Origin of the sequence: Streptomyces sp. NBC_00425, assembly GCF_036030735.1 — a bacterium.
Taxonomy (GTDB): Bacteria; Actinomycetota; Actinomycetes; order Streptomycetales; family Streptomycetaceae; genus Streptomyces.
In genome coordinates, this window is sequence record NZ_CP107928.1 from 3,742,008 (window position 1) to 3,753,878 (window position 11,871).

Genomic DNA, 11,871 nt, shown 5'->3' on the forward strand with positions numbered 1-11,871 from the left:
TACGTCCCCTCACCGGGCTAATGTGTGCAGCGTACGGCGCGGACGCCCGCGCATCTCATGACCGTCGGAGGGACATAGCCGTGGAGGTCAAGATCGGCGTGCTGCACGCGCCTCGCGAGATCGTTCTGGAGAGCGGTCAGACTCCCGAGGAGGTCGAGCGCGTGGTGGCCGAGGCCCTGGCCGGGAAGTCGCAGCTGCTCAGCCTCGTGGACCAGCACGGCCGCAAGGTCCTGGTCCCGGCCGACCGTCTGGCCTACGTCGAGCTGGGCGAGCCCGCCCCGCGCAAGGTGGGCTTCGGCGCACTGTAGGCGCAGCGATCCGCGGGAGGGGCCCGGCGACCGACACGGTCGCCGGGCCCCTCCCCTTTGCGTGCGTCCCCGGGCCCGCCGCCGCCTCGCGGCGGCTCGTCCCACCACTGTCATCGCGCCCCGTTCTCCCCGTCCGTCCCTTTCCACGGAAGGAGCACGACGCGCCCACGCAGGAGGATTGCATTCCGCAGGTCACGGGTATGACGCGCTACGACGTTGGTGCACAGCCCCGCCGCCTGGGAGGGACCCAAATGATCTTGGAAGCGCTCGGCTCCGCTGTGCTCGGTCTCGTGCTCGCGTGGGCGGCGGTCACCCGCCTCTCCCACCGCCTGCCGGTCCGCACGCTCGTCTTCGCGACGGGCATCGCCGGAGCCCTGTTCGGTGACTTCGTCACCCACAGCGCGCTGGGCCCCGGCACCTTCCTGCCGAGCCTCCTCGGCGCGGCGATCATCTCCGCCGCCTCGCTCTCCCTGCTGCTGCGCCCCGCCGGGGGACTGCGCCGACGATCCGCGCCGGCGTAACCCCCAGGGGCCGCCGAGCCGCCGGGGCCGCCGGGCCGAGGCACCCGGCCCGTCCTGCACCGGACGTCAGCGGCCCACCCGACGCCACCGACCCGCCCGAGGTCCGCCGCCGGCGGCTCCCAGGGCGCCCTAGGCGGCGAGGCCCAGCGCGGCCATCCGCTTGGTGTGCGCCTCGGTGATCCGGGAGAACATCCGGCCCACCTCGGCGAGGTCGAAGCCGTCCGCGACCCCGCCCACCAGCATCGTCGACAGCGCGTCGCGGTCCGCGACCACCCGCTGGGACTGCGACAGGGCCTCGCCCATCAGCCGCCGGGCCCACAGCGCGAGCCGGCCGCCCACCCGCGGCTCCGCGTCGATGGCCGAGCGCACCCGGTCCACGGCGAAACCGGCGTGCCCGGTGTCGTCGAGCACCGCCAGCACCAGAGCGCGGCTGTCGGTGTCCAGGCGCACCGCGACCTCACGGTAGAAGTCGCTCGCGATCGAGTCGCCGACGTACGCCTTGACCAGACCCTCCAGCCAGTCCGAGGGGGCCGTCTGCCGGTGGAAGCCGTCGAGCGCGGCCACGAACGGCTCCATGGCCAGCGTCGGCTCCTCACCGATCTCCGTGAGCCGGTCCCGCAGCCGCTCGAAGTGGTGGAACTCCGCCGACGCCATCTTCGCCAGCTCCGCCTTGTCCGCCAGGGTGGGCGCCAGCTTGGCGTCCTCCGCGAGCCGCTCGAACGCCGCCAGCTCGCCGTACGCCAACGCGCCCAACAGGTCCACGACCGCGGCACGGTACTGCGGATCGGCGGAGGCCGTCGTCCAGTCCTGGGCCGCGATTCCGGTGGCGGTGATCTCGGGCTTGTCAGAGGTCGTCATGAAGCGCACAATAGCCCGCTCGTCGCGGGGTGGAAGTCCCTGGTCAGTCAGTGTGACGACGAAGACGCGACGGACCGGTCCAGGCACTGTGACAACCACAACGTGACCGAATCGGCCATCGCATGTGCGCGATTCCGGGGTATGGTGGTAATGCGCCTGCCGAATATTCGACGGGCCGCACGTATGAGGATGCCCGGTCGGTGGCCCGATCGGCTCCGACCCGACAGCCCTCATGGCTCGTACGGCACATCGCGTACGCCGGCCAGAGGGACACCCTCAGCGGTACGAGCGCTAGAGCGTCGGCAGAGGTCCCGTGCCATACGGCTTGCCGTGAGCGGTTCGCCCGTAAGGCATCCGACGTCCCCGGCACGGTCCGTCACGACCCCCGCGCTCGCCTCGCACCGCGTACACAGAAGAGGCAGCACCCTGACTACGTTCCGAGAGCTCGGAATCCTTTCCGAGACCGCCGAAGCCCTCGAGGCCGTCGGCATCACCACCCCCTTCCCCATCCAGGAGATGACGCTCCCGGTCGCCCTGACGGGCACCGACGTCATCGGACAGGCCAAGACGGGCACCGGCAAGACGCTCGGCTTCGGCCTCCCGCTCCTCGAGCGGGTGACCGTCCCCGCCGACGTCGAGGCCGGCCGCGCCCGCCCCGAGGACCTCACCGACGCCCCGCAGGCGCTCATCGTCGTCCCCACGCGTGAGCTGTGCACGCAGGTCACCAACGACCTGCTGACCGCGGGCAAGGTGCGCAACGTGCGCGTCCTCGCCATCTACGGCGGCCGCGCCTACGAGCCCCAGGTCGAGGCCCTGAAGAAGGGCGTCGACGTCGTCGTCGGCACCCCGGGCCGACTGCTGGACCTCGCGGGCCAGAAGAAGCTCGACCTCAAGCACATCCGGTCGCTCGTCCTCGACGAGGCCGACGAGATGCTCGACCTGGGCTTCCTGCCCGACGTCGAGAAGATCATCAACATGCTTCCGGCGAAGCGCCAGACCATGCTGTTCTCGGCGACCATGCCGGGCGCGGTCATCGGTCTCGCACGCCGCTACATGTCGCAGCCCACGCACATCAACGCCACCTCGCCGGACGACGCGGGCCGCACCGTCGCGAACACCAAGCAGCACGTGTACCGCGCGCACAACATGGACAAGCCCGAGATGGTCGCCCGCATCCTGCAGGCCGACGGCCGCGGCCTGGTCATGGTGTTCTGCCGTACCAAGCGCACGGCGGCCGACCTGGCCGACCAGCTCCAGCAGCGCGGTTTCGCCTCCGGCGCGGTCCACGGCGACCTCGGCCAGGGCGCCCGCGAGCAGGCCCTGCGCGCCTTCCGCAACGGCAAGGTCGACGTGCTCGTCTGCACCGACGTCGCCGCCCGCGGCATCGACGTCGAAGGCGTCACCCACGTCATCAACTACCAGTCCCCCGAGGACGAGAAGACGTACCTGCACCGCATCGGCCGTACCGGCCGCGCGGGCGCCAAGGGCATCGCGATCACGCTCGTCGACTGGGACGACATCCCGCGCTGGCAGCTCATCAACAAGGCGCTGGAGCTCGAGTTCAGCGACCCGCCGGAGACGTACTCCACCTCTCCGCACTTCTTCGAGGAACTCGGCATTCCCGCCGGCACCAAGGGCGTCCTGCCGCGCTCGGAGCGCACCCGTGCCGGGCTCGACGCGGAGGAGCTCGAGGACCTGGGCGAGCCGGGCGGCCGTGGTGCACGCGGTCGCGGTGACCGCAGTGACCGCGGCGGCCGCGGCGGCCGCGGCGACTCCCGTTCCGGCGGACGCTCCGCAGAGCGCTCGGCGGACCGTTCCGACGACCGCGAGGGGGCAGCCCGTACGCCGCGTCGCCGTCGTCGTACCCGCAACGGCTCGCCCATCGACGCGGCTGCGGCGCCCGCCGGGACCGCACTGGAGCAGGCGCCCGTCGCCGAGCGGACGCCCGTGGCCGAGGAGGCCGCCGGCCCGCGCACCCCGCGCCGTCGCCGCCGCACCCGCAACGGGTCCGCGCCGGAGGCCGTCGCCCCCGTGACGGCCGTCGAGCCCGCCGCCGAGGCGGCGGAGACGGCCGTGACGACGGCGGAGGGCCCCGCCCTCGACACGCCGGAGACCACGGCCGAGGCGGCCAAGCCGCGCCGCCGCCGTACCCGCAGGACGGCGGAGCCCGTCGCCGACACGGCGGAGCCGACCGTCACGGCCGAAGCGGCCGAGCCGGCCGAGCCCGTGGTGGCTGCCGCGCCGCGCCGCCGTACCCGCAAGGCGACGGCCCCGGCCGAAGCAGCGGTCGACACCGTCACGAGCGTCGAGGTGGCCCCGGAGGCCGCCGCGGCCGTGGAGCCCGCGGTCAAGCCGCGCCGCACCCGCAAGACGGCCGCCGCCGCCGAGACCGCGGTGGACACCGCCGAGGCGGCCGAGACCGCGCCGCGCACCCGCACCGCCCGCAAGGCCACGGCCGACATCCCGGCCCAGGTCGCGCAGGAGGCGGAAGCCGTCAAGCCGCGCCGCACCCGCAAGACCGCCGCGTCCACCCCGGCCACGGCCGAGGCGAGCGCCGCGGTCGACACGGCCGAGGCGACCGAGGCCAAGCCGCGCCGCACCCGCAAGACGGCCGCCAAGGCCACGGCGACGGCCCCGGCCGCGGCTGAGGCCGCCGTGGACACGGCCGAGGCCACCGAGGCCAAGCCCCGCCGCACGCGCAAGACGGCGGCCGCCAAGACCGCCGCTGCCGTCACCGCCGTCGAGGCCCCGGCGGTTCCCGAGGCCGAGGTCAAGCCGCGCCGCACCCGCAAGACGGCGGCTCCCGCCGTGGCCGCGGTCGACACCGCCGAGGGCGTCGAGGGCATCGAGGTCAAGCCGCGCCGCACCCGCAAGACGGCCGCCGCCAAGGCCGCCGAGGTCGCCCAGGTCACCGAGGCGGAGCCGGTCGCGGAGGCCGCCGTCGCGAGGCCGCGGCGCACCCGCAAGGTGGCCGCCGCCGACGCGGCCCCGGCCGAGGCAGCGGTCGAGACGGCCGAAGGCGCGGAGCCGGGGCCCCGCCGCCGTGCGGTCCGCAAGGCCACGGCCGACATCCCGGTCCAGGCCACGCAGGAGACGGAGGCCGTCAAGCCGCGCCGCACCCGCAAGACGGCTGCCGCCAAGGCCGTCGCGGAGCCGACGGACGGCTGAGCCGGCGAGTTCGCGCGCGAGGGCCCGGTCCACACCCTGTGGACCGGGCCCTCGGCGTTTCCCGGCCCCCGGTACTCTCCCCCCGTGACCGACCCCAGCGAGCCCGCCCTCTCCGCCGAGCCGCCCGTCAGCCCCGCCGGGCCCGGCGACGTCGTGCCCACCCGCTCCGCGGCGCCCGGCGCGCCCGCCGCGCAGACCGTGTTCCCACCGCCGCCCGGCGCCCGCGCGTACCCGCTGCGGACCTCGCGCGGGGCGTTCGCCGTGGTCGACGCGCCCGTGGCCGCCGGTGTGGAGCAGCGGGGTGTCGCGCTGCTGCTGCCGGGGTTCACCGGGAGCAAGGAGGACTTCCACCGGCTGCACGGACCGCTCGCCGCCCGCGGCTACCGGACCGTCGCCGTGGACGGCCGGGGACAGAACGAGTCCGACGGCCCCGCCGACGACGAAGCACCTTACGCCCAGGGCGAGTTGGCCCGTGACGTACTCGCGCAGGCGTCTGCTCTCGGCACGCCCGTGCATCTCGTCGGCCACTCCCTGGGCGGGCAGATCGCCCGCGCCGCGGTCCTCCTGGACCACTCCCCGTTCGTCTCGCTCACGCTCGTCTCCTCCGGCCCGGCGGAGATCTCGGAGTCCCAGAAGCAGCGCGTGAAGCTGCTGCACGACGCGCTCGCGGTGATGACCATGGCCGAGGTCTGGCAGACCATCCTGGCGATGGGCGCGCCGGAGGAGATCGGCGGACCGGCCCGCGGTTTCGCCGGACCGGCCCGGATGCGGCAGCGCTGGATCAACCACAAGCCGGCCCAACTCCTCGTCACGGGACGCCGGTTGTGCGTCGAACCGAACCGGGTCGCGGAGCTCGCCGCCGTCCCGCTGCCGTTCCACGTCCTGTCGGGCGCATCGGACGACACCTGGCCGGTGCCGCTCCTCGACGCGATGGCCGCGCAACTGCGGGCGCACCGGACGGTCGTGCCGGACGCCGACCACTCCCCCAACCAGGACCAGCCGCTGCTGACGGCCGCCGGTCTCGCCGACTTCTGGGACGGCCTCGCGAACACCCCACGGAGCTAGTGCTGTGACCGCCTAGGTCCACCGGGTTGGAGCGGGGTCTTCCTTGCGCCGAGCGGGCGCTCAGATGCTCAGGAACGCTGGTGCGAGGACCGTCGCGGGAACGAGCGGGCGACCTGGCCAGGCAGGCGGCGACGGACAGGCCGCCCACCCGGCACAACTCGTTACGCTTCGGCAACCGGCGCACTCACAAGGTCACTTCGACTGCGACTTCGCCCTGCAGCTGAGGACGGTGCCGGAGATCCGCAGCAAGACTCGCAGCGAACTGCCCTACGATATGACGATCTCTTGGAATTGGAACGTGACACTTCCACCGCCGTAGCGGATAGCCTGCGCATTGCGGAAGTTGTACTGCTTGATCGTTCTGTTCTGGGAATCAAGCAACGCAACGCTGAAGTTCTTGCGTCGGCTCGAAAGAATGAAGTCGGTGAAGGCCTGGCTATGGGCCGCCCCTCGCACCAGGGTCACCGTGTTCCCGGTCATGCCCGAGACCTCCAAAATGAACTCGACGCAGTTGTTGTCGAGGTACACCGCGAAGTTGTGGCTGGTGAGAGTGTCTCTGCACGGGCCGGCGGCAGCCGCAGAGGTGGCGGGGGCGGCTGACGCGTTGGCGCTGCCGCAGAAGACGCTGAGGGTCAGCAGCGCCGTGGCGGTCGCACCGGCCACAAGCAAGCGACGGTTGATCGAGCTGGTCATTACAGGGTCCTCACGGTCGAGAGTGAAGCGGAGCGCCTGGTTTCTTCGGCGACATGGGCGATGGGCCTGCCGGCGCGGACCCGGTCGACGAGGAGTCGTCTGCCGTGGATGGTCAGCCGGGCATGGGGGTGGGGCACGGGGAACCTCTGGGATGGTGCGGAATCTGATGCGGACTGAGTTTGTGCCCGAGGCCGCCGATCTGGTGATCGACGTCCTCGGGCGATAGAGGGCGAGCCTTTTGTGGGCGGAGAGTCAGGCCGGAGCCGTCTGCGCGCCCCACTGGATCTATTCGGCCCAGGCATGCTCCAACTGGGTACGAAAGGTAGCGGGCTTTCGGCCGATCAGCTCACCCAGCGTCGAGTCGACAGCGGTGAACTCGCCATTCCGCGCCGCGGCGAAGATGCTCAGCATCAGGTCGGCGATCGGGGCCGGGGCGCCGTGCGCCAGGACCTGCTCTCGGAAGACGTCGTCGGGGACGACGGTGCGGGTGAAGGGCCGTCCGGTGGTCTGGGACGCGCTCTCGGCGATGGTGTCGAAGTCGAGCGCCGCCGGGCCTGTGAGTGGCGGGGTGGCCCCCTCGAAGCGGGCCTCCTCGGCGAGTATCACCGCGGTGGCCTCGGCGAGGTCGTCGTGGCCGGTCCAGGCGACAGGGCCGTCGGCGGGGAGGGAGATGTCGCCGGTGTGGCGGGCGGACTCCAGGAACTGCAGGGCGCTGGAGGCGTAGAAGCCGTTGCGCAGCGCGGTCCAGGGCAGGCCGGTGGCGCGCAGCAGGTCCTCGGTCTGGGCGTGGTCGCGGCATGCCTGGAACCGGGAGTCGTGGGCGGCGCCCATCTGGCTGGTGTAGAGGATGCGGCCGACGCCGGCCTTCACGGCGGCGTCGATGGCGGCGCGGTGGCCGGTGACGCACTCCTGGCCCGTGCGGTCGAGGGAGACGAGGAGCAGTTGTTCGGCGCCCTCGAAGGAGTGCACGAGCGAGGCGGGATCGTCGAAGCTGCCCTGCCGGACGCGTACGCCGCGGTCGGCGAGGTCCTGGGCCTTGCGGGGGTCGCGGACGCTGACGCCGACGCGGTCGGCGGGGACACGCTCCAGGAGGCGCTCGACGGTGGCGCGGCCGAGCTTTCCGGTGGCTCCGGTCACGATGATCATTGGGTTCTCCCGACACTATTTCCAGTGGAATCACTTCAACGGTAACACTGGAAATTCCGGTGGAACCAAATTTTCGGTACCATCGGTTCATGGCTACGCGCGACTCCACCGACAGCCTTCGGCGCCGCATCGTCGAGGCGGCCGTCGAGCTGCTGGAGAACGGCGGCCCTGACGCGGCGAGCACTCGCGCGGTCGCCGCCGCGGCCGGAGTGCAGCCGCCGGCGATCTACCGCCTCTTCGGCGACAAGGACGGGCTCCTTGAGGCCGTCGCCGAGCACGGCTACGCGCAGTTCCTGGAGAGAAAGCGCGCGCAGCTCGACCCCGCTCCGCAGGACCCGGTGGAGGAGCTGCGCCGCGGCTGGGACATGGTGGTCGAGTTCGGGGTCTGTCGCCCCGAGTTGTTCGCGGTGATGAACAGGGCCACCGGCCGGGGATCGGACGCAGCACACCGCGCGGGCCTGGAGATCCTCCATGGGCGGGTGCGTCGGCTGGCGGCCGGGGGGTGGCTGCGGGTCGACGAGGAGCTGGCCGCCCAGATCATCCAGGCCACCGGCCAGGGCGCGGTCACCACCTGGCACTCCACCCCCGCGGACCGCCGCAATCCGGCGCTGTTGACCGTCCTGCGCGAGTCCATGGTCGCGGCCGTCACCCGCGCCGAGCCGGCGGTCCCCACCGCGGAGTCCGGTCCCGCCGCAGCGGCCCGCGCGCTGCGCGCCGCTCTCCCCGACGACGCCGATGTCCTGAGCGACGCCGAGCAGCGCCTGCTGCGTGAGTGGCTCACGCGCCTGGCGGCGGACGGTGGCGCGCCGCATGCCTGATCGCGCTCAGGCGCCCTCGTGCAGGTTGAACCTTCCGAGGAGAGATCGTGCGATGAAGCGGCGTCCACCGGACGAGACAGTGGGCGACCACACGGCTCCGGCTGGCTCCCCCTTGCCCGTAACGCGCCTCCAGCCTTGATCACGTCTCCGCCACCCACTGTCAACAACGCTCGTGGTCAATACACCTAGGTCCACCGGGTTGGAGCGGGGTCTTCCTTGCGCCGAGCGGGCGCTCAGATGCTCAGGAACGCTGGTGCGAGGACCGTCGCGGGAACGTGCGGGAGCCACGAGTGGTCGGAGGAGCTTTATCGTCGAGAGAGAACCAGCCTGCGTCGCTCCCGGTCGATTTCTGTGACGACGACCGTGACCTCGTCGCCGGCCTGGACGACATCTGACGGACTTTCCACAGGCGTCGATGCGAGCTCTCGCAGGTGGACCAGTCCCTCGATCCCGTCGGCGACCTGGACGAAGACGCCGAACGGAATCAGTTTGGTGACCCGTCCGTGCAGTTTCTGCCCCACCGCGGTGCGGTCGGCGAATGTTTGGAAGGGGTCCGGCTGTGTCGCCCGCAAGGACAGTCTGGCCTCCAGGTTCCATGTGTCGAACTGGAGGAACTCGGCTGAGACGTGCTGTCCGACCTGTACCACGTCGAAGGTGGTTTCGATGCGGCGCCAGGACAGTTCGGGGATCGTGATGAACCCGACGCCGGGGAAGACCGGGTGGTCGGGGCCGTCGTCCAGTGCCACGAACACGCCGAACCGTTCGATCGCTGTGACGGTGCCGGAAAGGATGTCGCCGTAGTGCAGTGATTCTAGGAACGCCCAGAGTTCTGGGTTTTCGGACCGTCCGCCCATCATGCTCTCAGCCTTTCACAAGGAGCTGCGCACTCGGCGGGAAGGGCGATCACGCTGCAGTTTTGAGGGGGCGTCCGCCCCAGCGGATGCCCTTCTCACTGCGGATGCGGGCGCGTTCCTTGCGCTCGGCGGCCAGGACGTCACGGTGGCGGGCGTTGGCGTTGCGCCAGCGCAGGTAGGCGTGCAGCGCCCTTGTCTGGACGGTGTGATTTGGATGATGGGAGTTGGCGATGGTGAACTGCCGCAGCGGTCCGAAGTGGGCCTCGATCGGGTTCGCCCACGAGGCGTAGGTCGGGGTGAAGCACAGCTCGACCTTGTGTTTCCTCGCCCAACGACGGGTGTCCGTGCCCTTGTGGGCGGACGAGTTGTCCATGATCACGTAGATCGGTGCACCGTCGGGCCGGGCGGCGCGGAGCTAGTACTGGGTCTGTACGTGCTCCCAGAAGCCGTCCCGCAGTGCGCGCCGCAGGTCCGCCTGACCGCGCAGCGAGTACTGCAGGATGCCCTCGGCCTCCACGAGGAGGTCCTGGTCGACGGAGCCGGGGAGGTAGGGGTGGCCCGGCAGCAGTTCGGCCAGGCTCTCCCTGCCCCGCGCGCCCAGCCACTTGGCCGCGATCTGCGCGCCGGCGAAGCGGACGGCCTCGCGGGTGGGCCGGCTCGCGCCGGCCGCCTCGTAGGCCGCGGCGGTGCGCCGGGAGACGTAGGGCTTGAAGAAGTCGAGGTCGAGGGTGCGCTGACTGTCGACCTCCCAGAGCAGCGGGTCGGCCTGGTTGCGGCCTTCCGGCGCCTCGATGCCCCACAGATGGACGCGGGCCCCGTAGCCCTGCGCGGCCTCCACCGCCGAGACGAGGTCCTCGTCGCCGCCCAGCAGGGCCGCGTCGCTGATGGCCCGGTGCCGGGCCAGTGACTCGAGGTCCGTGCGGATCAGCGAATCGACGCCCTTCTGCTGGTTGTTGGCGTTGAGGTTGCCCAACCGCACCTTCACGTCCGGCAGTTCGGCGATGGACTGTTGCTCGGCGGTGTGGATGCGCCGCCGGGCGCCGTCGTACCAGTAGACCCGCAGCAGCCGACTGTCGGCGAAGATCGAGCGGGCGCGGTCGATGAGCGCCTCGATCAGGCCCTCGGCGTCGAGGTCGAAGGCCCGGCGGTCCTCGGTCCCGGCCACCAGACGCCCCGCCGCCGCGTACAGGTACCCCGCGTCGACGAAGATCGCGTGGGTCGAGGGCGTCTTGGCCACCTCGGCGAGCATGCGGGTCAGCAGCTCGTTCGTGCGGTCGATGCGGGCGGCGAGGGCCGGGAGGTCGTCGTTCATCGCCTCCATTGTCCCGGTGGTCACGCTGCGAACACAACCGGTCCCGTTCAGTCGACCCAAGCTCCCTTACTCGCTAGTAATTAGTCGTTCGAAAAATTTCTTTAGCGTAGGGAATGTTTGTAACACGCATGCCGTTGACTCCCTATGTAACCGAGTAGTTCTCCTCAGGAGGATGACCAGACGAAGGGAGAAGCCATGCGCTTCGAAATCATGCGACTCGACGACGTCGACGGAACCCCCGTGGACAGCACCGTCGTGGACGCCGCCTCCGTCAACCGGATCGTTCAGCAGGCCGCCGCCATCGGGCAGCGGTTGTGGATCCGTCCGGCCGACCCCACGGCCTCGTAACAGCGCGGGTCCCCATACAGGTTTGCGAGCCCCCTACGGCACCGCCGTAGGGGGCTCCGCGTGTCCACGCGCCTGCGCGTTGCGGGTCGCCGGCCGCGAGGGCCGGTCAGCTCGACCGGACGACCTGGGTGACACCGTTGATGATCTGCTGCACCGCGATCGCGGAGAGCATCATGCCCGCCAGCCGGGTCACCAGGACCACGCCGCCGTCCTTGATGACCCGGATGATCAGCAGCGAGTACCGCATCACGAGCCACAGCACGACATGGATGGCGAGGATGGCCGCCCAGACCGACGCCTGAGCCGCGATCCCGTCCGCCTTCTGCACGGCGAGGATGACCGACACGATGGCGCCGGGGCCCGCCAGCAACGGCATGCCCAGCGGGACGAGCGCGACGTTGACGTCCTTGGTCTGCTTCGGCTCGTCGGTCTTGCCGGTGAGCAGGTCGAGCGCGATCAGCAGGAGCAGCAGCCCGCCCGCGATCATCAGCGCGGGCACGGAGACGTGCAGGTAGTCGAGGATCTGGTGCCCGAGCAGTCCGAAGACGGCGATCACGCCGCCCGCCACGCAGACGGCCTGGAAGGCCATCCGCTTCTGCACCTTGCCGGGCCGTCCGGCGGTGAGCGCGAGGAAGATCGGGGTGATCCCGGGGGGATCCATGATGACGAAGAGAGTGAGGAAGAGGGAGCCGAAAACGGCAACGTCGAACATCAGTGCGAAGCCTTGCGGGAGGGAGGGAGGGCGGGCGGACGGGAGAGGGAGGTCGGGAGCGGGCCGGG

12 protein-coding genes and 2 pseudogenes are annotated in these 11,871 nt (G+C 71.3%); 6 read left to right on the forward strand and 8 right to left on the reverse strand.

Annotation, left to right across the window (positions count from 1 at the left end; all coding sequences use genetic code 11):
- Window positions 1–80: 80 nt before the first annotated feature.
- Both OHS82_RS15735 and OHS82_RS15740 read left to right on the forward strand, forming a co-directional pair.
- Window positions 81–308, forward strand: a complete 228-nt coding sequence (locus OHS82_RS15735; protein ID WP_020130831.1) for a DUF3107 domain-containing protein — start codon at window positions 81–83, stop codon at window positions 306–308.
- Window positions 309–559: 251 nt separating this feature from the next.
- Window positions 560–829: a hypothetical protein gene (locus tag OHS82_RS15740; protein ID WP_057584328.1), complete on the forward strand. Its 270-nt coding sequence runs from the start codon at window positions 560–562 to the stop codon at window positions 827–829.
- Between the two features lie 129 nt (window positions 830–958).
- On the opposite strand, the gene OHS82_RS15745 is transcribed toward OHS82_RS15740, so the two are convergent.
- Window positions 959–1,696 (reverse strand): ferritin-like fold-containing protein, encoded by a 738-nt coding sequence (locus OHS82_RS15745; protein WP_057584329.1) that lies wholly within the window; start codon window positions 1,694–1,696, stop codon window positions 959–961.
- Between the two features lie 507 nt (window positions 1,697–2,203).
- On the opposite strand from OHS82_RS15745, the gene OHS82_RS15750 reads away from it, so the two are divergent.
- Together OHS82_RS15750 and OHS82_RS15755 are read left to right on the forward strand one after the other, a co-directional pair.
- Window positions 2,204–4,855: a DEAD/DEAH box helicase gene (locus tag OHS82_RS15750; RefSeq protein WP_328434046.1), complete on the forward strand. Its 2,652-nt coding sequence runs from the start codon at window positions 2,204–2,206 to the stop codon at window positions 4,853–4,855.
- 198 nt (window positions 4,856–5,053) lie between these two features.
- Window positions 5,054–5,920 (forward strand): alpha/beta fold hydrolase, encoded by an 867-nt coding sequence (locus tag OHS82_RS15755; RefSeq protein WP_328436066.1) that lies wholly within the window; start codon window positions 5,054–5,056, stop codon window positions 5,918–5,920.
- 267 nt (window positions 5,921–6,187) lie between these two features.
- Here OHS82_RS15755 and OHS82_RS15760 read toward each other — a convergent pair whose 3' ends face one another.
- The 3 genes and pseudogenes from OHS82_RS15760 to OHS82_RS15765 form a co-directional block, all read right to left on the reverse strand.
- Window positions 6,188–6,613: a hypothetical protein gene (locus tag OHS82_RS15760; RefSeq protein WP_328434047.1), complete on the reverse strand. Its 426-nt coding sequence runs from the start codon at window positions 6,611–6,613 to the stop codon at window positions 6,188–6,190.
- A gap of 41 nt (window positions 6,614–6,654) precedes the next feature.
- Window positions 6,655–6,750 (reverse strand): annotated as a pseudogene (locus OHS82_RS43530) (IS481 family transposase); the annotation flags it as partial.
- A gap of 148 nt (window positions 6,751–6,898) precedes the next feature.
- The gene (locus tag OHS82_RS15765) at window positions 6,899–7,759 is read right to left on the reverse strand and encodes an SDR family oxidoreductase (protein WP_057584332.1); all 861 of its coding nucleotides are present in this window, start codon (window positions 7,757–7,759) and stop codon (window positions 6,899–6,901) included.
- An 89-nt stretch (window positions 7,760–7,848) separates the two neighbouring features.
- On the opposite strand from OHS82_RS15765, the gene OHS82_RS15770 reads away from it, so the two are divergent.
- On the forward strand, window positions 7,849–8,577 hold the full coding sequence (locus OHS82_RS15770; RefSeq protein ID WP_057584333.1) for a TetR/AcrR family transcriptional regulator: 729 nt from the start codon (window positions 7,849–7,851) through the stop codon (window positions 8,575–8,577).
- 305 nt (window positions 8,578–8,882) lie between these two features.
- Here OHS82_RS15770 and OHS82_RS15775 read toward each other — a convergent pair whose 3' ends face one another.
- The 3 genes and pseudogenes from OHS82_RS15775 to OHS82_RS15785 all read right to left on the reverse strand — a co-directional run bounded on the left by OHS82_RS15775 (window position 8,883) and on the right by OHS82_RS15785 (window position 10,743).
- Window positions 8,883–9,434 (reverse strand): S1 RNA-binding domain-containing protein, encoded by a 552-nt coding sequence (locus tag OHS82_RS15775; protein ID WP_060897217.1) that lies wholly within the window; start codon window positions 9,432–9,434, stop codon window positions 8,883–8,885.
- A gap of 46 nt (window positions 9,435–9,480) precedes the next feature.
- Window positions 9,481–9,846: pseudogene (locus tag OHS82_RS15780) on the reverse strand (transposase); the annotation flags it as partial.
- Entirely contained in the window at window positions 9,847–10,743 is an 897-nt protein-coding gene (locus tag OHS82_RS15785) for an NYN domain-containing protein (RefSeq protein WP_057584336.1), read from the reverse strand.
- 195 nt (window positions 10,744–10,938) lie between these two features.
- Here OHS82_RS15785 and OHS82_RS15790 point away from each other — a divergent pair, with 195 nt between their 5' ends.
- Window positions 10,939–11,091, forward strand: coding sequence for a hypothetical protein (locus tag OHS82_RS15790; RefSeq protein WP_107105381.1), 153 nt, complete (start codon window positions 10,939–10,941; stop codon window positions 11,089–11,091).
- A 106-nt stretch (window positions 11,092–11,197) separates the two neighbouring features.
- On the opposite strand, the gene OHS82_RS15795 is transcribed toward OHS82_RS15790, so the two are convergent.
- Window positions 11,198–11,803 carry a MarC family protein gene (locus OHS82_RS15795; protein WP_057584337.1) on the reverse strand — a complete coding sequence of 202 codons (606 nt, stop codon included), beginning with the start codon at window positions 11,801–11,803 and terminating at the stop codon, window positions 11,198–11,200.
- Between the last annotated feature and the right edge of the window lie 68 nt (window positions 11,804–11,871).

Excerpts from the sequence above, each read along its gene's own strand:
- OHS82_RS15740 (WP_057584328.1), top strand. The coding sequence starts at position 560 with ATGATCTTGGAAGCGCTCGGCTCCGCTGTGCTCGGTCTCGTGCTCGCG.
- OHS82_RS15750 (WP_328434046.1), top strand. The coding sequence starts at position 2,204 with ATGACGCTCCCGGTCGCCCTGACGGGCACCGACGTCATCGGACAGGCC.
- OHS82_RS15760 (WP_328434047.1), bottom strand. The coding sequence starts at position 6,613 with ATGACCAGCTCGATCAACCGTCGCTTGCTTGTGGCCGGTGCGACCGCC.
- OHS82_RS15765 (WP_057584332.1), bottom strand. The coding sequence starts at position 7,759 with ATGATCATCGTGACCGGAGCCACCGGAAAGCTCGGCCGCGCCACCGTC.
- OHS82_RS15770 (WP_057584333.1), top strand. The coding sequence starts at position 7,849 with ATGGCTACGCGCGACTCCACCGACAGCCTTCGGCGCCGCATCGTCGAG.
- OHS82_RS15775 (WP_060897217.1), bottom strand. The coding sequence starts at position 9,434 with ATGATGGGCGGACGGTCCGAAAACCCAGAACTCTGGGCGTTCCTAGAA.
- OHS82_RS15785 (WP_057584336.1), bottom strand. The coding sequence starts at position 10,743 with ATGAACGACGACCTCCCGGCCCTCGCCGCCCGCATCGACCGCACGAAC.
- OHS82_RS15790 (WP_107105381.1), top strand. The coding sequence starts at position 10,939 with ATGCGCTTCGAAATCATGCGACTCGACGACGTCGACGGAACCCCCGTG.
- OHS82_RS15795 (WP_057584337.1), bottom strand. The coding sequence starts at position 11,803 with ATGTTCGACGTTGCCGTTTTCGGCTCCCTCTTCCTCACTCTCTTCGTC.